Origin of the sequence: Nocardia sp. NPDC050799, assembly GCF_040654015.1 — a bacterium.
GTDB lineage: Bacteria > Actinomycetota > Actinomycetes > Mycobacteriales > Mycobacteriaceae > Nocardia.
On record NZ_JBFAHF010000001.1, the window covers coordinates 523,826 to 549,173 of the forward strand.

Sequence of the window (25,348 nt, forward strand, 5' to 3'; positions counted from 1 at the left end):
CCAGGCTCCGAGCGCGGCAGGGGGCGTTTTCTGCTGTGCTCCGGTGCCTCCGAGTCTGAGCGGAAGGTCGGAAGATGAATTCGAGATCGGCCATGGCTGTCGACCACGAACTGGATCTCATCCCGTTGTCGCGGGCGCAATACAGCATGTGGCTGGCCGACCATCTTCCGGGCAGGCCGAACGTCAATATCGCACATTACGTCGATATCCAGGGCGAGATCGATATCGACCTGCTCACCGAGGCAGTCAATATCGTCGGGCGGGAAACCGAATCACTCGTCGTACGAGTAGTCGAATACGACGGCCGCCCTTATCAATTCGTGGATCGAAGTATCATCTATGCCGACGCCCTGCTGGATCTGTCCGACGCCGACGACCCCTACGCCGCGGCCATGGAGTGGATGCGCCGCGACTACAGCACCAAGGCCGTCGACCTCGGCCGTGATCGGCTGGCCGTCGGAAAACTCATCAAGATCGGCGAACAGCGGTACCTGTGGTACGGCCGCGCACATCATCTGATCATCGACGGATACGGCGCGTTCAATTACATCGGCCGGGTCACCGAGCACTACAACGCGATCATCGAGGGTAGACAGACCCCGCCGCTGGTGGCGGCGGATCTGCGGGATATCGCCGAGGCCGACCGGGCGTACCACGCGAGTCCGCGCTTCGAATCCGACCGGGCGTACTGGCGCGAGAAGACATCCGGTCTCCCGACACCGGTGAGTCTTTCGGGGCGGGCCGCGCGCTGCAGCGACAACGATCGGGTGGCCGGCCGGCAACTGCCGGACCGGCTGTCCGAATTGCTGGAGCGGTTCGCGGAGAACCGGCGGGCCTCGCCCGCGCAGGTGGTCATCGCGGCGTTCTCCGCCTTCCTGGCCAGGATGACGGGTTCCGATGACGTGGTGCTGTCGCTGCCGGTGAGCGGCCGGGTGACCCGCCGCCTGCGGCACGCCGCCGCCATGCTGGCGAATATGGTGCCCATCCGGTTCGCGCTCACACCGCAGACCACGGTCGCGGAGTTGGTCGGTGCGGCGGTATCCGAACTCGTTTCGGCGATCCGGCACCAGCTCTACCGATTCGAGGATATGCGCCGCGAGACGAATATCGCCGATACGGTAACCAATTCGTTCGGCCCGGTCGTCAACATCCTGTTCTTCGACAGCGAGATCCGACTCGGCTCCGCTGTCGGGCGTTATCGTGCTCTCACGTCCGGCGCCCTCGACGATCTGCAGCTGAACCTTTACCGTCCCGGCGCCGACGGGCCCCTGTTGCTCGAACTGCACGGTAATCCGAATCTGTACAGCCAGGACGAACTCGAACTGCACACCACGCGGTTCGTCGAATTCCTGGGGCGCCTGCTGGAATCGCCCCCGGACACCCCCGTGGTCGATATTCCCCTCACCGATTCAGCGGAAGAGCAGCGCGTTGTCGGCGAACTCGCGGGCCGCGACGGTGCGGTCGCGGACACGACATTGGTCGGCCTGCTGGCCGGCCGGGCCGCGGCGACGCCCGACGCGGTCGCCGTGACCTGCGGCTCGACCGCCCTGACCTATCGGGAACTGGACGAGCGGTCCAATCGGTTCGCCCGCACCCTCATCGCGCGCGGCGCGGGGCCGGAAGCCCTGGTGGCCATCGCGATGCCGCGGGACGCGGATCTGATCGTCGCCACCCTGGCCGTGCTGAAATCGGGGGCCGGCTATCTGCCCCTGGATATCGCCCACCCCGCCGACCGCCTCGACTACGTGCTCGCCGATGCCGCGCCGGTGCTGGTGGTCACCAAGCCCGCCCTGCGCGAAAATATCCCGGGCGACCCCGACCGGCTCGTCGTATTCGACGACCGCACCGGATTCGACGGCGACAGTACGCCGGTCACCGATGCCGAACGGTCCCGCCCGCTGCGGCCGGACAATATCGCCTACGTCATCTACACCTCCGGCTCGACCGGTCGCCCGAAAGGCGTGCCGATCGGCCACCGCGCGGTGGCGTCATACCTGATCAATGCCTGCGCCGAGATCGAGGTCCGGGCCGGCGATGTGTGGACGCTGTTCCACTCCTTCGCGTTCGACTATTCGGTGTGGGAGATCTTCGGGCCGCTGGTCTCCGGGGGCCGGGTGGTCGTGGTGGACACCGCGACCACCCGGTCGCCCGACGATGTCGTACGCCTGGTGGCCCGCGAGAAGGTCACCGTTTTCAACCAGACACCTTCGGCCTTCCAGCAGTTCGCGGCCGCACGGGACCGCTACGCGGCCGACGGGGAGACCGCGGGGCCGCTGGCACTGCGGTCGGTGATCCTGTCGGGCGAGCGCCTGGATCCGGCGGGACTGGCCGCCTGGTACGAACACGATCCGCGGGTGCCGGTCGTGGCCAACAGCTACGGGATCACCGAGACCACCGTTTTCGTCACCTATCTGCCGCTGACTCCGGATATCGCGGTGCCCGGCGCCCCGAGCGCGATCGGCACGGCCCTGCCGGGATTGCGCACCTACATACTGGACGAGCGGTTGCGGCCGGCACCGCTGGGCGCCTGGGGTGAGATCTATGTTTCGGGAGCACAGCTCTCGCGCGGATACCTCGGGCGGCCCGCGCTGAGTGCTGCCCGCTTCGTCGCCGACCCGTTCGGCGCACCGGGGGCACGCCTCTATCGCAGCGGGGATATCGCCCGCTGGAACGATCGGGGCGAACTGGAGTATCGCGGCCGGGCCGATCAGCAGGTCCAGTTGCGCGGATTCCGGATCGAACTCGACGAGATCCGCAATGTGCTGCTGGCCGACAGCGCGGTGGCGACGGCGGCCGTGGTCGTCCATCGGCCCGGCACGGAGGCGGCCCGGCTGGTCGCCTATGTGGTGCCGGCCGGCGATCCGGGCGCCGACACAGCGGACACCCTGCGCGAGCGGGTGGCCGCGGTCCTGCCGGAGTACATGGTGCCGGCAAGTGTCGTGGTGTTGCCGGAACTGCCCTTGACCGTCAACGGCAAGATCGATCACCGGGCCCTGCCCGAGCCGGTATTCGATTCGGCCGCGGCCTATGTCGCACCGAGCACAGTGGTCGAGGAGACGATCGCCGATGTGTTCGCCGATGTCCTCGGCGTCGAACGGGTCGGCGTTCTGGACGACTTCTTCGCGCTGGGCGGCAATTCGCTCACCGCGACCGGCGCCGCCGTCCGGATCGGCGAACTGACCCGCTGCGAGGTCTCGGTGCGCGATCTGTTCGGCGCACCGACCGTCGCCGGGCTCGCGGCGTGTATCGCGGCCGCGCACCGCCCGGCCCGCCCCACCCTGCGCGTCCGGCCGCGGGTGGACCCACTTCCGCCGGCCCCCGCCCAGAACCGGATGTGGCTGATCAACCAGGTCGACCCGGATTCGGCGGCGTACAACATCCCGCTGGTGGTGCAGCTGACCGGCCACCTCGATGTGGCGGCGCTGCGGACCGCCCTCACCGATGTACTCGAGCGCCACGAGGCGCTGCGCACCGTGTTCCCGGCCGTCGAGGGTGCGGGGTCCCAGGTCGTCCGGCCGGCCGAGGAGGTGGTCGCCGGTCTGGACCTGATTCCCGAGACCGCGGACGGAGCGGATATCGCGCACCGGATCCGGGAACTCGCGGCGCAAGGCTTCGATGTCGGTTTACGGCCGCCGCTGCGCAGCGCCCTGTTCGCTTCGGCCGACCGGCGCCGGCACGTCCTGGCCGTCGTCCTGCACCACATCTGCTGTGACGGGTCGTCGCTGCGGCCGCTGTCGGCCGATCTCGCGATCGCCTACGAGGCCCGGGTGCAGGGCAAGACCCCGGACTGGCAGCCGTTACGGGTGCAGTACGCCGATTACAGCCTCTGGCATCGCGAACTGCTCGGGGACGAAGCCGATCCGGATTCGCCGGCAGCCCGCCAGCTGGATTACTGGACAGGGCAATTGGCCGGTAAGCCGCCGGTGCTGGAACTGCCCGCCGACCGGGCCCGGCCGGCCCAGCGGTCGCTGCGCGGTGACCGCACCGAGACCGCGATCCCGGCCGAGGTCTTCCGCGGGATCGAAGGGCTGGCCCGGTCGGCGAACGTCACCACCTTCATGGTCGTGCACGCCGCGCTCGCCGTCCTGCTCGCCCGGCTGTCGGGCTCCGACGACATCACCGTCGGCACCGCCGTGGCCGGCCGTGGCGAGCCCGCGCTGGAACCACTCGTCGGAATGTTCGTCAATACCGTGCCGTTGCGCACCGAGGTCCGCCCGGGCGAATCGTTCACCGACTTCCTGGCACGGGTGCGCACCGTCGATGTGGACGGCTTCGCCCACAGCGATCTGCCCTACGAGCGGGTCGTGGAGGAGGTCGACCCCCGGCGATCGGCCGCGTACGCCCCGCTGTGCCAGGTGTATCTGGCCTTCGAGAACATGGACCGGCCCGTGCTGGAACTGCCCGGTCTCACCGTGGAGATCCTGGACCCGGGAACCGGAACGGCGAAGGTGGACCTCGTGGTGACCGTGGCGGAGAACGCCTCCGCCGGTGGCGATGTCGCCCTGCGCGTCGACTACGCGACCGATCTGTTCGACCGGCGCACGGTCGCGGAATTCGCGGCCCGGCTGAACCGGATACTCGACGCGGTCGTGACGGATCCCGGTATCCGGATCGGTGCCGTGGATGTGCTCTCCGGAGCCGAACGGGCCGGGCTGGTCCCGGCCGCGGGCGCCCCGGCGGCGGCGCCCCGACTCCTGGCCGAGGTGCTGGCGGTAACCGACAGCGACGCGGTGGCGGTGATCGCGGGGGACCGGACGGTCACCTATGGGGAACTGGACGCATGGTCGAACCGGCTGGCCCGCGAACTCATCGCACGGGGTGTGGGCCCGGGTGACCACGTCGCGCTCGTGCTGGGGCGTTCGGTCGAATTCGTGGCCGGTATCCGGGCGGTAGCGGTGACCGGCGCGGCCTTCGTCCCGGTGGATCCGCGGAATCCGGCCGAACGCATCGCGCTGATGCTCGGCGACGCCGCGGTCCGGATCGCGGTGACGGTCGAATCCACGCGGGCACTGCTGCCCGAGTCGATCACGCAGCTGGTACTCGATGATCCGGACACCGCGGCCGCGCTCGACGCCGGATCGGCGGCGCCGGTGACCGACCGGGAACGGATACGGCCCGGTCATATCCTCGATACGGCGTACGTGCTGTACACCTCGGGCTCGACCGGTACGCCCAAGGGAGTCGCGGTAACGCACGAGGGTCTGGCGAACTTCGCCGCCGAACAGCGCGAGCGCTACCGGGTGGCGCCGTCCGCGCGGGTACTGCAGCTGGCGGCGCCCGGATTCGACGCGGTCGTCCTGGAACTGCTGATGGCGCATGCGAACGGCGCCACGCTCGTCGTCTCGCCGCCGGATGTCTTCGCCGGCGCGGAACTGGCGGAGCTCATCCGCGCCCAGCGGGTCTCGCACGCGTTCGTGACACCGAGTGTGCTGGCGACGATGTCACCGGCGGGCCTGGACTCGCTGCGGGTGCTGGTGGCCGGCGGCGAGGCGGTCCCGGCCGAGACGGTGGCGACGTGGGCGCCCGGTCGCGAATTGTTCAACGGATACGGGCCGACCGAGACCACCATCATGGTCGCGATCAGCGATCCCTTGTCGGTGGGCGACCGGGTGACGATCGGCGGACCGATCCGCGGGATCGACGTCGTGGTCCTCGATGCGGGATTGCGGCCGGTTCCGGTAGGGGTGACGGGTCAGCTCTTCGTCTCCGGTGTCCAACTGGCCCGCGGATACCTGCGGCGGCCCGCGGCCACGGCGGCCGCGTTCGTGGCCGCGCCCTTCGGTCCGCCCGGCACCCGGATGTACCACACCGGCGACCTGGCGCGCTGGACCGCCGACGGGACGCTGGAATACGCCGGCCGCACCGATTTCCAGGTCAAGATTCGCGGTCAGCGCATCGAGCTCGGCGAGATCGAGGCCGCGCTCGCCGCGCACCCGGCGGTGTCGGTCGCGCATGTGATGGGTGTCGGCGGCGAGCACGGTGCCCGGCTGGCCGCCTACGTGGTGCCCGCAGGCGCCGGGGTGGACACGTCGGAGCTACTGGCGTACACCGCGCAGCGCCTGCCGGCGCATATGGTCCCGGAGGCCGTGCTGGTCCTCGACCGGCTGCCGCTCTCGCCGGTCGGCAAGATCGATCGTGCCGCGCTGCCCGAGCCGGTGTTCGGTGCGGCCACCACGGAATTCGTCGCGCCACGCGACAGCGTGGAACAGACCGTGGCGCGGGTGTGCGCGGAGGTGCTCGGTCTCGAGCGAGTGGGCGCCTTCGACAGTTTCTTCGACCTCGGCGGCAACTCGCTGTCGGCGACCCGGGTGGCGGGTCGGTTGAGCGTCGATTTCGGTGTGGATATCGCACTGCGCACGGTGTTCGACGCGCCGACCGTCGCGGCCCTGGCCGATCGGCTGCGCACGAGCGCCCCCGCCGGCCGGCAACCACTGGTTCCGCAGCACCGTCCGGAGCGGATCCCGCTGTCGCCGGCACAGACGCGGATGTGGTTCCTCAACCGGTTCGACACGGCATCGCCGCTGTACAACATTCCGCTGGTGCTGCGCCTGTCGGGCGACCTCGATGTGGCGGCCGTGCAGGCCGCGGTCGCCGATGTGCTCGGCCGGCACGAAGCGCTGCGCACCCGCTACCCGGACAGCGACAGCGGACCACACCAGGTGATCGTGCCGGTGGCGGACGCCTGCGCGCCGCCGGAGCCGGTGACTGTCGCGGCCGATACGGTCGAGGCGCGGATCGCGGCGGCGACCGCGGCCGGTTTCGACGTCACCCGTGAGGTCCCGTTCCGGATCACGCTGCTGCGCAGTGCGCCCGACGACCACACCCTGGTCCTGGTCGTCCATCACATCAGCTTCGACGGCTCGTCGCTCGCCCCGCTCGCCGCGGATCTGATGACTGCCTACGGGGCCCGGCACCGGGGCCACGAGCCGCAGTGGGCGCCGCTGCCGGTGCAGTACGCCGATTACACGCTGTGGCAACGGGAACTGCTCGGCACCGAGGACGATCCGCACAGCCCTACGGTCGCGCAGACCGAGTACTGGCGCTCGGCCCTCGCCGAACTGCCCGAGGTACTCGACCTGCCCACCGACCGGCCCCGTCCGGCCCAGCAGAGCTTCCGGGGCGCCACCTACTCCACAACGCTGCCCGCGGACCTCCATCGCGAGGTGATCGCGCTGGCCCGCCGCCACGACACGACCGTGTTCATGGTGATGCACGCCGTCTACGCCGCGCTGCTGGCCCGTCTGTCCGGGGCCGGTGATATCGCCGTCGGGACACCGATCGCCGGCCGCGGCGAACCCGGCCTCGACGGCCTGGTCGGTATGTTCGTCAATACGCTGGTGCTGCGGACCCGGGTCGCGCCCGGCGCGTCGTTCGCCGCGGTTCTCGATCAGGTCCGCGCCGCGGATCTGGCCGCGTTCGAGAATGCCGATATCCCGTTCGAACGGCTGGTCGAAGTGCTCAATCCGCCCCGGTCGACGGCGCACGCGCCGCTGACCCAGGTGGGGTTCTCGTTCCAGAACATCGAGATCCCGGTCGTGCGCATCGACGGCCTGACGGTCACGGCCCGGATGATCGATCCGGCCGTGGCCAAATACGATCTGCACCTGAACCTGGTCGACACCTTGTCCGTCGACGGTGGCACCGGCGGCATGGCGGTCGAATTCGGGTATGCCACCGACCTGTTCGACGAGTCGTCGATCCGCTCGATATTCGATCGTTACCAGCTGCTGTTGCGCGCGGTCCTCGCCGATCCCACCGCGCCCGTCGGCGATATCGATCTGCTGACCGAGGCCGAACGGCAAGCCCTGGCCGAGCGGTCGGCCGGCGCGCGCACCGTCGCCGAGCCGGCGACGGTGGCGGATCTGTTCGCGGCACAGGTCGCGGCCACCCCGCGGAATACGGCTGTCATCGACGCCGCGACCGGCGAACGATTGGACTACGGGGACTTCGCGCAGCGAGTGAACCGGTTGGCCCGCGCCCTCATCGACCGGGGGGTGGGGCCGGGGACGGTGGTGGCGGTCGCCATGCACCGCTGCGCCGACCTGCTCACCGGCCTGTACGCGATCCACGCCGCCGGTGCCGCCTACCTGCCCCTGGATCCGGAACACCCGGCCGACCGGATCCGCTCGGTCTGCGCGACCGCCCGGCCGATCGCCGTGCTGACCCGGGGTGACGACGCGGATCTGCCCCTCGAGGTGCCGCGGTGGCCGATCACCGAATTGTCGGTGTCGCAGTCCGATCCGGCACCGGTCACCGACGCGGACCGGCTCCGGCCACTGCGTCCGGACGATCTGGCCTACGTCATCTACACCTCCGGCTCGACCGGCGTGCCCAAGGGCGTGGCCGTCCCGCACCGCGCGGTGGTGAACCAGCTGTGCTGGCTGCGCGACCACTACGGCCTCGACGGTTCCGATGTGCTGATCTGGCGTACACCGATGACCTTCGACCTGTCGGTGTGGGAACTGTTCGCCGCGGCCGTATGTGGCGCGGCATTGGTGGTCGCGGACGCCGACGCCCACCGCGACCCCAGGGTGCTGGCCCGGCTGCTGGCCGAACACCGGGTGACGACGGTCGATTTCGTACCGTCGCTGCTCGCCGCGTTCCTGGCCACCGCGCAGGGGCTCGAACTTCCGGACCTGCGGCGTGTCCTGTGCATCGGCGAAGCCCTGCCGGCCGAGACGGTCCGGCGTTTCACCGAGTTCGGCGCCGCGCGGATCGACAATCTGTACGGGCCGACCGAGGCCGCGGTCAGCGTCACCTCCCACCGTGTCGAGGAGGTCTCCGGCACCGCCGTGCCGATCGGGGTACCCGAGGCGAATGTGGTGGTCCGGGTGCTGGACGCCCGGCTGAATCCGGTCCCGGACGGTGTCACGGGCGAGCTGTACCTGGGTGGAGTGCAGCTGGCCCGCGGGTATCACGAACGTCCGGCCCTGACCTCGGCCACCTTCGTCGCCGACCCCTCGGGCACCGGCGCCCGGTTGTACCGCACCGGCGACCTGGTGCGCTGGGACACCACCGGCAGCCTGTGCTTTATGGGCCGAGCCGATTCCCAGGTGAAGCTGCGCGGTCTGCGGATCGAACCGGGCGATATCGAGGCCGCGCTGGTGGCCCACGCCGCCGTGGACGCCGCGGTGGTACAGGTACGCACCGATCACGGCGAACAGCGCCTGGTCGCCCATGTGGTCGCGCCATCGTCGTGCGACACCCAGGAGATCCGCGCGTCGCTGCGGGAACGGCTGCCCGCCTATATGGTTCCGGCCACGGTGATCCGGATCGATACGATCCCGCTCACCGCGAACGGCAAGGTCGATCATCGTGCGCTGCCGGCACCGGACCCGGCCCTGCGCACGGCCGAGTTCCGGGAGCCGCGGGGCCTGGTCGAGCAGACGGTGGCGGGTGTCTTCGGCGAGTTGCTCGCCCTGCCGGAGATCGGCGCCCAGGACGATTTCTTCGAACTGGGCGGTAATTCGCTGCTGGCGACGCGAGCGCTGAGCCGGATCGGCGATATCCTCGAGGTCACCGTCGCGGTGCGGGTGATCTTCGAAGCGCCCACGGTCGTCGACCTCGCCGAGCGCATCACCCGGTTGCGGGAGGTACCGAGCCTGCCGGCGCCCGCGCCCCGTCCGCGCCCGGATCGGGTACCGCTCTCGGCGGCGCAGACCCGGATGTGGTTCCTCAACCAGTTCGATCCGGCGGCCGCCGGGTATATCGTTCCGCTGGCGATCCGGCTCGACGGTGAACTCGATCTCGCGGCGCTCACCGCGGCCGTCGGCGATGTGGTCGAGCGGCACGAGAGTCTGCGTACCGTCTATCCGGCCGTGGACGGTGTTCCGGCCCAGGTGGTGCTCCCGGTCGAGGAGGTCGCCGCGCAGGGCGATCTCGTCCCGGAACCGATCGCCGAGTGCGAACTGCCGCGGCGGCTGGCGGAGTTCTTCGGCCGCACCTTCGATGTGGCCGAGGGCGTGCCTCTGCGGGTCGGGCTCTTCCAGCTCTCCGAATCGGTGTGGGTACTCGCGCTGTCCGCGCATCACATCAGCTGTGACGGTTTCTCGGTGGCACCGCTGGCCGCCGATCTGATGACCGCCTACCGGGCGCGTGCCCTGGGCGGCCCGCCGGAGTGGGCGCCGCTGCCGGTTCAGTTCGCCGATTTCGCGCTCTGGCAGCGTGAGGTGCTCGGGGCCCCGGACGATCCACGGTCGCGCGGTGCGCGCGAGATCGCCTATTGGCGTACCCGTCTCGCGGGCATCCCCGATGTCCTGGATCTGCCGACCGATCGGCCGCGGCCGCCGCGGCGGACCCAGCGCGGCGCGTTCGTACAGGTCACGATTCCCGGTGACCTGCACCGGCGGGTGCAGACGCTGGCGCGCCGCGGCGGCGCCACGACATTCATGGTGGCCCATACGGCGCTGGCTGTCCTGCTGGCGCGGCTCTCCGGGGGCGACGACATCACCGTCGGTGTGCCGCACGCGGGCCGCGGCCACCGCTCGCTCGACGGTCTGGTGGGTATGTTCGTCAATACCCTGGTGATGCGGACCCGGGTCGCGCCGGACCGGAGTTTCCGGGAGCTTCTGGAAGAGGTACGGCGGGCCGATATCGACGCCTACGACCACGCCACCGTTCCGTTCGAACAGCTGGTGGAAGCATTGAACCCGGTGCGTTCGGCCGCGCATACGCCGCTGTTCCAAGTGATGCTCGCCTATCAGAACATGGACCGCGCCCACGTCGAGCTGCCGGATCTCGCCGTGGACGATATCGATCCCGGCGACGATGCCGCGATCTACGATCTGCTGCTGATGATGTCGGAGGGCCACGGCGCTCACCACGAACCGGCCGGTATGACGCTGCGCCTCACCTACGCCACCGACCTGTTCGACGAGGACACCGCCGCGCGGTTCGCCGCGCAATTCGTCCGCGTACTCGACGCCGCGGCGGCCGATCCGGAAGCGGTCGTCGGCGATATCGACCTGCTCGACGAGTCCGATCGGACCGTGCTGCTGCACCAGTGGAACGCCACCGGTGGCCCCGTCGTCACCGGCCGGACCCTGGTCGACCTCTTCGACGACCAGGTGGCCCGCACCCCGGCCGCGCCGGCCCTGCGCGATCCGGCCGGCGCCGTGCTGACCTACCGGGATTTCGACAACCGGGTGAACCGGCTCGCCCGCCGGCTGATCGATCGCGGCGCCGCGCCGGAAACCATTGTGGCTGTCGCGATCCGGCGTTCGATCGACCTCGTCACCGCGCTGTACGCGGTGGTCAAGACCGGGGCCGCGTTCCTCCCGGTCGATCCGGACCATCCGGTCGCGCGGATCGGCCGTGTGTTCGCGGCGGCCCGGCCCGTACTGGTACTGACCACCTCCGCGGACGGAGGGGAACTGCCGGCGGAGTACGCCACCGAGTCGATCGACCTGGCGGACCTGAGCGGCTACGGCGACGACCCGGTCACCGATGCGGATCGCCGGGCGCCGCTGCGCCCGGACAACGCGGCCTATGTGCTGTTCACCTCCGGTTCCACCGGCCTCCCGAAGGGGGTCGCCCTGACCCACGCCGCGACCGCGGCGCAGCTGGCCTGGGCGCAACGGCAGTGGCCGCACGACGGGTCCGATGTGGTCCTGTACAAAACCCCCGTCACCTTCGATATCGCGGTGTGGGAACTGTTCTGGCCGTTGCAGACCGGCGCGCAGCTCGTGGTCGCCGCTCCGGACGGTCATCGCGACCCGGCCTACCTGGCGAAGACCATCGCCGAACACGGGATCAGCACAGCGCATTTCGTCCCGTCGATGCTCGATGTCCTGCTCGACACCACCGCGGCGTCGTTGCCGTCGGTCCGCCGGGTGTTCGTCGCCGGTGAGGCGCTGGCCCAGCGCACCGTCGACGAGTCGGCGCGGGTCTTCGGCAATGCCGAGGTCGTGAACTGGTACGGACCGGCCGAGGCCGAGGTCGTCACCAGCCACCCGAGCCTGCCCGGGGAGAGCCATCGCGCGACCGTGCCGATCGGGCGGCCGGTCGCCGGTATGCGCGTGTATGTCCTGGACTCCCGGCTGCGCCCCGTGCCGTTCGGCGCGACCGGCGAACTCTACGTCTCGGGCGTGCAGACGGCCCGCGGTTACCACGGCCGCCCCGACCTCACCTGCGCCACGTTCGTCGCGCACCCCTTCGGCGCGCCGGGGGAGCGGCTGTACCGCACCGGCGATCTGGTCCGCTGGATGCGGTCCGGCGATCTGGAGTTCGCGGGGCGCGGCGATTTCCAGGTGAAGGTGCGCGGGCAGCGGGTGGAGCCGGGCGAGATCGAAGCCGCGTTGTGCGCGCTGCCGGAGGTCGCCCGTTCCGTCGTCGTCGCGACGACCGAACGGATCGCGGGCTACGTGACGCTCGTCCCCGGCGCCGAGGCCACGGGCCGCGAGCTGCGCGACCGGATCGCGCGTACGCTCCCGGCCTATCTCGTGCCGGCCGCCGTACAGGTCCTGGCGACGATCCCGCTCACCGCCAACGGCAAAGTGGACCGTGCGGCGCTGCCCCGGCCGGTGTTCGAGGACCGGGCCGAATACGTGGCCCCGCGCACCGAGCGGGAAACCGTGCTGGCGCGCATCGTCGCCGGTCTGATCGGAACCGAGCAGGTGAGCGTGACGGCCGATCTGTTCGAGATCGGTGTCGACTCGCTGTCGGCCGCGCGGATCGCCGCCCGCGCCGAGGCGGCGCTGGATGTCGAAGTCGGTATCCGCGATATTTTCGACGAGCCGACGATCGCCGGCCTGGCGCAACGGGTCGCCACCCGCACCCGCGGCGCTGCCCTCCCCCTCACGGCGCGCGAGCGCCCGGCCGCCGTCCCGCCGGCCGCGGCGCAGCGCCGGATGTGGTTCCTCAACCAGTACGACACCGGATCCGCCGCGTACAACATCTGTTTCGCGGCCCGGCTCGGCGGTGCGCTGGATCTCGCGGCGCTGCGGGCCGCTTTGCGGGACGTGATCATCCGGCACGAGCCGTTGCGGACGATCTACCCCATGGTGGACGGCGAACCGTGCCAGGTCGTCCTGGACGCCCCGCACGCCGGGTCCGATCTGCTGCCGGAGGCCGAACCGGTCGCCGACGAGACCGAACTGGCCGACCGGATCCGGCGGGTCGCCGAAACCGGCTTCGATGTCGCGGTTTCGATACCCGTCCGGGCCGGGCTGTACCGCACCGCGGCCGGAGAGCACGCACTGGTCCTGGTGGCGCACCATATCGCCGCCGACGGCGCCTCGATGCCGGTGCTGGCCCGTGATGTGTTCACCGCCTATACGGCCCGGACGCGCCGGCAGCCGCCGCAATGGAAACCGATGGCGGTCCAGTACGGCGACTACGCGCTGTGGCAGCAGGAGCGCCTGGGCGCCGAAGACGATCCCGAATCGCTGATCTCGCGGCAGATCGCCTACTGGACCGAAGCGCTCGGCGACAGCCCGGAACTGCTGGATCTGCCGACCGACCACCCGCGCCCGGCCACCGTCACCACGGCCGGTGGCAGCGTGCGCTTCGATATCCCGCCGCGGCTGCACGACGCGATCGTGCGGCTGGCGCAGAACGAGGGCGTGACGACCTTCGTGGTACTGCACGCGGCGCTGGCGATCCTGCTCGCCCGGACGGCGCACACCGACGATGTCTCGGTCGGTACCCCGGTCGCGGGCCGGGGCCACGAGGCGCTCGATGATCTGGTCGGGATGTTCGTGAACACCGTCGTGTTGCGCACCCGGATCGCCGAGGACCGGTCCTTCCGCGCACTGCTCGCGGAGGTGCGCGATATCGACGTGGCCGCCCTCGCGCACGCCGATATCGCCTATGAACGGCTCGTCGATGTGCTCGATCGTCCGCGGTCGACCGCGTACACGCCGCTGTACCAGGTGATGTTCGGACTGCAGAACACCGGGCCGGCGCGGTTCGACCTGCCCGATGTGGATGTCACACTGCTCGATCCCGGGATCGCGCAGGCCAAAACCGATCTCACCGTGCTGCTGAACGAGCGGGCCGACGGTGATCGGCCCGGGGGTATCGACGGGGAGATCGTGTACGCCACCGATCTTTTCGCGGACCGGACCGCACAGGCGCTCGCCGAACGGTTCGTGCGTATCCTCGAGTCGGTCACCACCGACCCGGCCCGGGCGGTCGGGGGTATAGATCTGCTCACCGCGACGGAAGCCGAAGAGCTGGTACCGGCGGTCGGTGCCGGGGCCGAAACCCCGTGCCTGCTGCCGGATCTGCTGGCCGCGGCGGTTGCCGCGCACCCCGCGCAGGTGGCGTTGATCGGGGAGACCGAAACCCTGACCTACGCCGAGCTCTACCGGCGCGCCGACCTGCTGGCCGGCTATCTGGTGGCGCGCGGCGCGGGCCCCGGCGTTCATATCGCGCTGGCGGTGCCCCGCTCGGTGGACTACCAGATCGCCATGTGGGCGATCTCCCGGACCGGCGCCGCCTTCGTCCCGGTGGATCTGCGGTACCCGCGGGAGCGGGTGGCCCATATGATCGCCGACGCCGGCGTCGCCTTGGGTCTCACGGTCGCGGCCGCGGTGGCCGCGCTGCCGGACGGGGTCGAGTGGTCGGTACTCGACGATCCGGCCACGGCCACCGAAATCGCGGGGCGGCCGGGCCTTTCCGCGAGCGCGTCGGCGCCGCGGCGTGCCCGGACCGGGGACACGGCGTACCTGATCTACACCTCCGGTTCCACCGGCACGCCGAAGGGGGTGGTGGTCACCCATGAGGGGCTCGCGAACTTCGCCACCGCCCAGCGGGCGCGTTATCGGGTAGACCGGACCGCACGGGTGCTGCATGTGGCGGCACCGGCCTTCGACGCGGTACTGCTCGAGGCATTGATGGCCTGTGCGGCGGGCGCCGCGCTGGTGATCTCGCCGCCGGATGTCTTCGGTGGCGCGGACCTGGCCCGGCTCATCCGCAACCACCGGGTATCGCATGCCTTCCTGACGCCGAGTGTGCTGGCGACGGTATCGCCCGTCGATTTCGGATCGGTACAGATGCTGGCGGTCGGCGGTGAGATGGTGCCGGCCGAGCTGGTCGCCACCTGGGCTCCCGGACGTCGGTTGCACAATATCTACGGTCCGACCGAGACGACCATCGTCATCACGATGAGTGCGCCGGTGCGTGCCGGTGGCCCGATCGATATCGGTGGCCCGATCCACGGCGCGCAGGCCGTGGTCCTGGACGCCCGGTTGCGGCCGGTACCGGTCGGTGTGCCGGGTGAGTTGTATCTGGCGGGTCCCGGGCTGGCGCGGGGATATCTGAATCGACCGGCGCTGACCGCGAACGCGTTCGTGGCGAATCCGTACGGCGGCGCGGGAACGCGGATGTATCGGACCGGCGATATCGTGCGCTGGACTGCCGGCCATACGCTGGAATATGTCGGCCGCAGCGATTTCCAGATCAAGATTCGCGGTCAGCGCATCGAACTCGGCGAGATCGATGCCGCGCTGGTCGCGCAGCCCGGTGTCGCGTCGGCGGCCACGGTCGCCCGGCCCGGCCCGGACGGCCGGTCGCTGCTCGCGGCGTATCTCGTGGGTGAGCCCGGCGCGGAGCTCGCCGCGACCGCGGTGCTGGACCGGCTCGCGAGCGTGCTGCCGGCCCATATGCTGCCCGCGACAATCACCGTCTTGGACCGGATGCCGCTCGCCTCGACCGGCAAGGTGGACCGTAAAGCGCTGCCCGAACCCGTATTCGAGGGGCGCGAGAAGGACGCGGTCGCACCGGCCACCGACCTGGAACGCACCGTCGCGGCCGCGTTCGCGGAAGTGCTCGGGGTGCCGTCGGTGGGGGCGACCACGTCGTTCTTCGCGCTGGGCGGCGATTCCATCATGTCGATCCAGCTCGCCGCGCGGTTGCAGGCCGCCGGGTTGGTCGTCCGGGCCCGCGATATCTTCGAACGCCGCACCGTCCGGGCCCTCGCGCAGGTCGCCGCGACCACGAGTCGGGCGACGCTCACGGAACTGCCCGGCGGCGGCGTGGGGGATATCCCGAGCACGCCGATCGTGACCTGGTTCGGTGCACGCCTCGGCGCGGCCCGGGGATTCGCCCAGTCGATGCTGGTGCGGCTGCCGGGGGACGCCGCCATCGCCGAGGTCGGTGCGACGGTGCAGGCCCTGCTGGACCGGCACGATATGCTCCGCTCCCAGCTGCGCGACGGCTGCCTGCGGGTGCTGCCGGCCGGTTCGGTCGATGCGGCCGAAACCCTGCTCGTGCAGACCTTCCGGGCCGAGGACGCGCCGGGCGGTGACGGATTCACCGCGGTGGCCGAGGCCGCGCTGGCCGCGGCCACCGCCCGCCTCGATCCGGCCGCCGGCCGGGTCGTCCAGGTCGTCTGCCTGTTGCCCGCGGCGGGAGTCGACGCGGAGGGCCGGGCCCTCGTGGTGATCCACCATCTGGCCGTGGACGGCGTCTCGTGGCGCATCCTGCTGCCCGATCTCGCGACCGCCTGGCAGCAGATCGACGAAGGCCGGGCGGTGGACCTGCCCGCCCCGGGCACCTCCATGCGCCGCTGGGCGCACGCCCTGACCGAAGCAGTGACGGCTCGGACCAGCGAACTCGATCTGTGGCAGCGGATGAGCGCGGCCCCCGACCCGCTGCTGGGGCGGGCGGCACTCGACCCGTCCGTGGACACCCAGGCAACGGTCCGGCAGTTGCAGGTGTCCCTCCCGGCCGAGGTGACGCGGGTGCTGCTGGAGGTGGTGCCCGAAGCCGCCCGTGCCACGGTGGACGACGCACTGCTCGCGGGACTGACGGTCGCCCTGGGGCGCTGGCGCGCGCGCCGCGGAAGCACCCATCGGGGCGCGAAGATCCTGCTCGAGGGCCACGGCCGCGAGGAGCAGCTCGTCCCGGGCGCGGACCTCTCCCGTACCGTGGGCTGGTTCACCAGCGCCTACCCTGTCGCGCTCGACCCGTCCGGGGTGGACTCCGGTGATCCGCGTGCCGTGGTGAACGCGGTCAAGGAACAGTTGCGGGCGATACCGGACAAGGGGATCGGTTACGGCCTCTTGCGCTACCTCGATCCCGCCGCCGGAGAGCGGCTGGCGGGCGCACCGGAGCCACAGATCGCCTTCAATAATCTCGGCCGGGCCGGTGTCGATCTCGCCGCGCTGTCGGGACTGGCCTGGGTGCCGACCGGGGAGGAGTTCGACCAGCGCGGCGCGTTCGACCCGGATATGCCCGCGGCGGCGGCGATCACGATCGATGTGCACACTGCCGAGACCGCGGCGGGCCCCGTGCTGTCGGCGCAGATCGGCTACGCCACGCGGTTGCTGGACCGCGCGGAGGTCGCCGAACTGGCCGGCGACTGGATCGATGCGGTCCGCGAGATCGCCGCGGCGGCAGGTACCGACGAAGACTGGGGCCTGTGCCCCGCCGATGTTCCGCTCGTCGCGGTGACCCAGCCCGATCTGGATGTCTTCACCGGCCGCTACGGGCCGCTCACCGATGTGTGGCCGCTGGCGCCGCTGCAGGCGGGCCTGCTCTTCCACGCCGAATTCGCCGCGGGTGAACTGGACGTCTACACCGCCCAATCGGTGCTGACCCTGGCGGGCACGGTCGACGAGGGCCGGCTCGAACGAGCAGCGCGAGCGCTGCTCGACCGGTATCCGAACCTGCGCGCGGCCTTCACCCGGACGGCCGACGGCGTGGCCGCGCAGGTCGTTCCCGCCGCCGCGGCACTGCGCTGGTACCGCGCCGAGACCGGCGGGGACACCGCCGAACTCGATCGGTTGATCGAAGCCGAACGGGCCGTGGTCTTCGATCCCGCCGATCCGCCGCTGCTGCGTTTCCTCGCGGTCACGGTGGGACCGGGAGACTTCCGGCTGGTACTGACGGCGCACCATCTGCTGCTCGACGGCTGGTCGCTGCCGCTGCTGTGCCGGGAGCTGATCGGTCTCTACGCGGTGGACGAACGGACCGATCTGCTGCCGGCCGCGCCGTCCTACCGCGACTATCTGGAATGGCTGGGCCGGCGCGATCACGCGGCCGGTGTACAGGTGTGGCGCGCGGCCCTCGGCGAGTCGGTCGAACCCACCCTGATCACCGACCCGCATACAGCGACCGTCGCCGATATCCCGGTCGATCTGCCGGTCGTCATCGGACGCCTCACCACCGAGCGGCTGACCGAGTACGCCCGGGAGCACGCGGTCACGATGGCCACCATCGTCCAGTTCTCCTGGGCGGTGGTGCTGGGCAATCTGCTGGGCACCGAACGCGTGGTCTTCGGTAGCACCGTCTCCGGGCGGCCCGCCGATCTGCCCGGTGTGGAGTCGATGATCGGGCTGTTCATCAATACGATCCCGGTGGCGGCCGAGGTGACCCGCACCGGGACCGTCGCCGAACTGCTGGCTCGTCTGCAGGCCGACAGCACCCGGCTGCTCGACCACCACTATCTCGAACTGTCCGAGATCACCGCGGCCGCGGACAACCCGCACCTGTTCGACACCCTGGTGGTGTTCGAGTCCTATCCGGTCGACAGCAGCGGTCTGGGCGAGACCGATATCGACGGAATGCGGGTGCTCTCGGCCGAGGGCCGCGACGCCGCGCACTATCCGCTGCTGGTCCAGGCACACCAGACCGACGAGCTGCACATCCGGGTCCGCTACCAGCGCGCCCGGGTCGATGATCGGACGGCGGCCGATCTCGCGGATCGGCTGGCCCGCGTATTGCACGCGATCGCCGGCAATGCGGATAGACCGCTCGGGTCGATCGATCTGCTGTCGGCCGACGAACGGGCGGAACTGGTACCGGCGTCGGGTGGCACCGCCGAGGCACCGTGTTCGCTGCCGGAACTGCTCGCGGCGGGGGTGGCCCGCGACCCCGGGGCCCCGGCCCTGATCTCGGACGGGCCAACGGTCTCCTACGCCGAACTCGATGCCCGGTCCGATCGGCTGGCGCGGAAGTTGATCGACTGGGGCGTCGGCCCGGGCGACCGGGTGGCGCTGGCGCTGCCCCGGTCGGTGGAGTTCGTGGTGGGCCTGTGGGCGGTGACCAAAACGGGTGCCGCACTCGTGCCCGTCGATTCTCGCAACCCCGCCGAACGGGTCGCGCTCATGGTCGAACATGCCGATATCCGGGTCGCGCTGACGAGCGGATCCGCGGGCGGGTCGCTGCCGGACTCGGTGCGGCCGATGGTTCTCGACGACCCGGATACCCGGGCTTCCATCGCGGAATACCCGTCGGGTCCGATACTCGACGCGGACCGTGTGCGTACACCGCATCTCCGGGATACGGCCTATGTGCTGTACACCTCGGGCTCGACCGGGGTGCCCAAGGGCGTGGCGGTGACGCACGAGGGCCTGGCGAATTTCGCTGCCGAGCAACGGAGACGTTTCGCCGCCGACTCCGGGTCGCGGGTGCTGCAGGGTTCCGCGCCCGGGTTCGACGTCCTGATCCTCGAAGTACTGCTGGCGCACAGCAACGGTGCGGTGCTGGTGTTGCCGCCGCCGGGGGTGTACGCGGGCGCCGAACTGGCCGAACTGATCCGCGCGCAGCGGGTATCGCATGCCTTCCTGACCCCCAGTGTGCTGGCGACGCTGTCGCCGGAGGGCCTGGATTCGCTGCGTGTGCTGGTGGCGGGCGGTGAGGCGGTGACGCCGGAGACGGTGGCCGTCTGGGCGCCGGGCCGGTGCCTGCTGAACGGGTACGGACCCACCGAGACCACGATTCTTGCCTGTATGAGCGGACCGCTGCGACCCGGTGCCGCGGTGCCGATCGGCGAGCCGCTGCGCGGGATGGAAGCGGTAGTGCTGGACGCCTGGCTGCGGCCGGTACCACCCGGGGTGGTGGGAGAGCTGTATCTCGCGGGTGTACAACTGGCGCGCGGCTACCTGAGCCGGCCGGTGACCACGGCGGAAGCGTTCGTGGCGAACCCGTTCGGCGCGGCGGGAACGCGCATGTACCGCACCGGTGACCTCGTGCGCTGGACCCACGAACGCACGCTGGAGTACCTCGGCCGCCGGGATTTCCAGGTCAAGGTCCGCGGTCAGCGCATCGAACTCGGTGAGATCGAAAGCGTTCTCACCGGCTGTCCCGGTGTCGATCAGGCCGTCGTCGTCCTACGGCCCGACGAGCGGGGTCGCAAGCGGCTCGCCGGGTATCTCGCCGGTGCCGCCTCGGTGGACCTCGCGGCGGTGCGGTCGGCCGTCCGCGACCGGTTGCCGGCGCATATGGTGCCCGAGGCGCTGACCCTGCTGCCCGAGTTGCCGCTCACCACGAGCGGCAAACTCGACCGCCTGGCTCTCCCGGCACCCGAATTCGGCGCCCGCCGGGCGTGGGTCGCGCCGGATACCGACGTCGAGCGGGCGGTGGCGGAGGTCTTCGCACGCGTCTTGGACCTCGATGAGGTGGGCGCCGCGGACAGCTTCTTCGAGCTGGGTGGTAACTCGCTGTCGGCGACCCGGGTGGCGGCGCAGGTGAGCGCCGCGACCGGGGCCCGGGTCGGTGTCCGTGAGCTGTTCGAGGCGCCGACGGTGGCCGAGCTGGCCGCGCGGCTGACCGGTCTCGACCACGAGCACCGCGCACCCCTGGTGGCGCGGACCCGCCCCGCGCGGGTACCGCTGTCCCCGGCCCAGCAGCGGATGTGGTTCCTCAACCAGTTCGACACCTCGGTGGGCGCCTACAACATTCCCTTGGTGATCAGGCTGACCGGCGAGCTCGATATCGACGCGCTGCGCCGGGCCTGCGCCCTGGTGGTCGAACGCCACGAATCACTGCGCACTGCGTTCCCCATGGCCGAGGGTGTCCCGTATCAACGGGTGGTACCGGCCGCCGAGGTCGTGCCCGAGTTGCGGCCGGTCCCGGTGGCGGAGGATCAGCTGATGCGGCGAGCCGTCGCCGCGGTCGGCACCGGTTTCGATGTGACCCAGGCACCGCCGCTGCGGATCGAACTGTTCGAACTGGGCGAGCGTGACCACGTGCTGATGGTCACCGTGCACCACATCTGCGCGGACGGTCAGTCGATGCTGCCGCTCGCCCGCGATGTGGCGGTGGCGTACGAGGCGAGTAGGCAGGGCGGCGCCCCGCCGTGGCCGGAGCTGCCGGTCCAGTACGCCGACTACGCGCTGTGGCAGCACGAGATCCTCGGTGACGAGCACGATCCGGACTCCCTGGCCTCGCGGCAACTGCGATTCTGGAAACAGACACTCGGCGGGCTCCCCGAACTGCTCGAATTGCCGACCGATCTGCCCCGGCCGCCGGTGGCGTCGCTGCGCGGGCGCGCAGTCGAGTTCGAAATCTCCGCCGAACTGCACGCCCGGATCGGCGCGGCGGCCCGCGCCGGGAACGCGACGGTTTTCATGGTGCTGCACGCCGCGCTGTCGGTCCTGCTGGCACGGCTGTCCGGAGTCGGCGATATCGCGATCGGTACCCCGGTGGCCGGTCGCGGGGTGCGGGAACTCGACGATCTGATCGGTATGTTCGTCAATACGCTGGTGCTGCGGTCCCGGGTGGTGTCGCGGCAGACGTTCGCCGAACTGCTCGCCGGTATCCGGGAAACCGATCTGGCCGCGCTGGCGCACGCGGACGTACCGTTCGAACAGGTCGTGGAGGCGCTGAACCCGCCGCGATCGACCGCGCATCTGCCGCTCTACCAGGTGACGCTGGACGTCCAGAACCTGAGCCGGGCCGCGGTCCGGCTGCCCGGTCTCACCGTCGAACCGGTTGAGGACGGTTTCGAACAGGCACAGGCGGATCTGAGTGTGAAGCTCGCCGAGCGGTTCGACGAGGCCGGCCGTCCGGGCGGTCTCATAGGCCGGCTGACCTTCGCCACGGACCTGTTCGTCGCAGCGACGATGCACAGGTTCGCGCGGGCCTTCGTGCGGATCCTCGAAGAGGTGACGGCGGATCCGGAGGTAGTCGTCGGCGATATCGACCTCGTCGACGCCGCGCAGCGGCGTGCGCTGCTGGACGCGGCCGGGCCCACCGGTGCCGCGGTCCTCGAGACGACCCTCGCGCATCTGTTCGCCGCGCGGGTCGCGGAGCGGCCCGACGCCGTCGCGGTGACCGACGGCCGCTCGGCGCTGACCTACGCGGAGCTGGATCGGCGCGCCGGTCTGATCGCCGCCCGGTTGGCCGAGTGCGGGGCGGGTCCGGAAACGCTGGTGGCCGTGGCCCTGTCCCGTTCGGCGGACCTGGTCGCCGCACTGCTGGCCGTGGTGCGCACCGGCGCCGGATATCTGCCGCTGGATGTGGCCTACCCGGAACAGCGGTTGCGGTTCGTGCTCGACGACGCGCGCCCGGTGGCGGTGCTCGCCTCGGCGCAGACGATGTCGGCGGTACCCGAGTTCCCGGTTCCGGTGCTACTCGTGGAGGACTGCGCGACAGCGGCAGTGGATCCGGCTCCGGTGCTGCCGCTCGCCCGGCCGGACAACACGGCCTACGTGATCTACACGTCGGGTTCCACGGGCCGCCCCAAGGGCGTGACGGTGAGCCATCGCGAAGCGGTCACCCTGTTCACCGAAATCCTCGGGTGTTTCGAGTTCGGCCCGGATGATGTGTGGACCATGTTCCACTCCTACGCATTCGATTTCGCGGTCTGGGAGATGTGGGGCGCGCTGCTGACCGGTGGCCGGCTGGTCGTGGTCGACTATGAGGTGTCCCGGGCGCCGGAGGCCTTCGCAGAGCTGGTCGCCCGCGAGGGAGTGACGGTCCTGAGTCAGACACCGTCGGCGTTCTATGGATTCGCCGAGGCGGACCGGGAGCGCCGGGCCGCCGGTCGTGGCGGACCCGACCTCGCGCTGCGGTATGTCGTCTTCGGCGGTGAGGCACTGGACCCCGCGCGGTTGGCCGGATGGTTCACGGCCCACGAGCCCGGAATCCCCCGGCTGATCAATATGTACGGGATCACCGAGACCACGGTGCACGTGACCTTCGGCGAGGTCACCGGACCCGATATCGCCGGGATCGGTACGCCGCTGCCGGGTATGCGGGTCTTCGTACTCGACGAGCGCCTGCGCCCGGTGCCCATCGGGGTGCCCGGTGAGATCTATGTGGCCGGTGGGCAGCTCGCGCGGGGTTACCTGGGTGCCCCCGTGACGACAGCGGGCCGGTTCGTGGCGAACCCGTACGGGCCGGCCGGGTCCAGGCTCTACCGGTCCGGCGATATCGGCAGGTGGCAGGACGGCGAGCACGGACTCGAGCTTCGCTATCGCGGTCGCGCCGATGCCCAGATCCAGCTGCGCGGCTACCGCATCGAATTGGGCGAGGTCGAATCGGCGCTGCTCCGGCATCCCGGTGTCGTGCGCGCCGCCGCCGCGGTGCACCGGCCCGGCCACGGGATCGACCAGCTGATCGGCTACGTGGTGGCCGCCGAGGGCGGGCAGCTCGACCCGGCCGCGGTCCGGGCGACCGCCGCCGAGGCGCTGACCGGCTATATGGTTCCGGCGGCGATCACGGTACTGCCCGATCTGCCGTTGACGGTCAACGGCAAACTCGACCGCGCGGCCCTGCCCGCACCGGATCCCGCCACCGCCACGAGTGAGTTCGTCGCCCCCCGGACGGGGACGGAGAAAGCGATCGGCGAGGTGTACGCCGAGGTGCTGGGTGTCGAGCGGGTCGGGGTCTCGGACGGATTCTTCGATCTGGGCGGCAACTCGCTGCTGGCCACCATGGTGGTACGCGAACTGAAGGCCCGCGGGGTGACGATCGCGCTGCCGTGGATGTTCGACGACGCCACACCGGAGGCATTGGCGCGCCGGGCCGACGAGGCCGAGGGCGGGTCGGGTCTGCAGGTGCTGCTGCCCCTGCGGGCGAGCGGATCCGAGCCGCCGCTGTTCTGTGTGCATCCGGCGGGTGGGCTGGCCTGGTTCTACGGGGGTCTTGTGGAACACGTGCACGCGGACCGTCCTGTCTACGGCCTGCAGGATCCGCATGTGGTGGCCGGTGAGCCTCCGGCGGAATCGGTGGACGAGCTGGCCGAACGCTATGCGCGCGAGATCCGCCGGGTACAGCCGGACGGTCCGTACCACCTGCTCGGCTGGTCGCTCGGTGGGCAGATCGCGCATGCCGTGGCGGTCCGGCTCCGGCGCGCGGGCGCGGAAGTCGGGTTGCTGGCACTGCTGGACAGTGCGGTGGAGCTGTCCGGTGACGTCGCCGCGCCGGAGACGGCCGGCGATCGGCTGCCGGGCCGGTTGATGGCGGATCTGCTCGGCGGCTGGCGTGAGCTGTTCGACCTCGGCGACGACGTCCGTGCCGATACCCATGAGCAGGCCTGGGCGGTCGTCCGGGAACAGGTACTCGGTACCGCGATGTTCACCGCCGAACAGGTGGACCGGGTGATGACGAGTTTCGAGACCGCCGCGGCGATCGCCGACCGGTACCGGCCGGCGATCTTCGACGGTGACCTGTACTTCTTCACGGCCGGAAAGGACCACACCGACCACGAGGCACTGGCCCGCTCGTGGCGACCCTATGTGACCGGGGAGATCCACAACCGGGTGGTCGATGTCCGGCACCTCGAGCTGAGCCATCCCGAGGCACTGACCGTTGTCGGTGCGGTAATAGAAAGGGCCGTAGCACAATGCTGAACACGCAACAGACGCTGAAACTCGACGACGGCAGAGTGGTCGACTGCCCTAGCCCGGCGGAGGCGAGGTTTCTCTGGGGTGAGATCACCTCGGCGACCGGTTTCTACCGGCAGGCCGCCGCCCGGCTACGGCCGGGGGACCTCGTCCTCGATATCGGCGCGAACATCGGGCTGGCCGCGATGCTGTTCGCCGATATCTGTCCCGGCGCCCGGGTGCTCGCGGCCGAGCCCGTGCCGGCGACTTTCCGCTGCTTGCAGAGCAATCTGAACGCTCATGTCCCGCACGCCGTACCCGTGCGGACCGCTGTCGGCGCCGAACCCGGTGTCCTCCCGCTCACCTGGTATCCGCAGGCGCCGGCCAACTCGGGTCTGTACGCCGATCGGGCCGAGGACGACGAGGCCACCCGGGTTTTCCTGCGCAACAGCGGCCTCGATGACGAGGCGATCGACCTCATCACCGCCGGCCTGCACCAGGGTGAACAGATCGATGTCGAAGTGACGACGGTGTCGGCGATCCTGGACGAACACGGGCCGGATGCCGAGATCGGTGTGCTGAAGGTGGATGTGGAACGAGCGGAACTCGATGTGCTGCGGGGTGTGGCCGCGCGGGATTGGCCGCGGATACGCACGGTGGTGGCGGAGGTGCACGACACCGCAGGGCGCCTGGGACAGTTCCGCGAGCTGCTGAGCATCCACGGCCTGACCACCCGGATCCGGCAGGACCCGAGTCTGCGCGGCACCGACCTGTACGAGGTCTACGCGAGCCGAGCCGCGTGACCCCCGGCCCACTCGACGGCCGGCACACAACAACGACGACTTGGGAGA

2 protein-coding genes are annotated in these 25,348 nt (G+C 70.5%); both read left to right on the forward strand.

Annotated features, from left to right (window positions below):
• Positions 1–74 precede the first annotated feature (74 nt).
• Positions 75–24,524 carry a non-ribosomal peptide synthase/polyketide synthase gene (locus tag AB0H42_RS02435; RefSeq protein WP_357048551.1) on the forward strand — a complete coding sequence of 8,150 codons (24,450 nt, stop codon included), beginning with the start codon at positions 75–77 and terminating at the stop codon, positions 24,522–24,524.
• The gene (locus AB0H42_RS02440; RefSeq protein WP_357048554.1) at positions 24,518–25,300 is read left to right on the forward strand and encodes an FkbM family methyltransferase; all 783 of its coding nucleotides are present in this window, start codon (positions 24,518–24,520) and stop codon (positions 25,298–25,300) included. Before AB0H42_RS02435 ends, AB0H42_RS02440 begins: the two co-directional genes overlap by 7 nt.
• Positions 25,301–25,348: the final 48 nt, after the last annotated feature.

Coding starts and splice junctions, on each gene's coding strand:
- AB0H42_RS02440 (WP_357048554.1), top strand. CDS start 24,518: ATGCTGAACACGCAACAGACGCTGAAACTCGACGACGGCAGAGTGGTC.
- AB0H42_RS02435 (WP_357048551.1), top strand. CDS start 75: ATGAATTCGAGATCGGCCATGGCTGTCGACCACGAACTGGATCTCATC.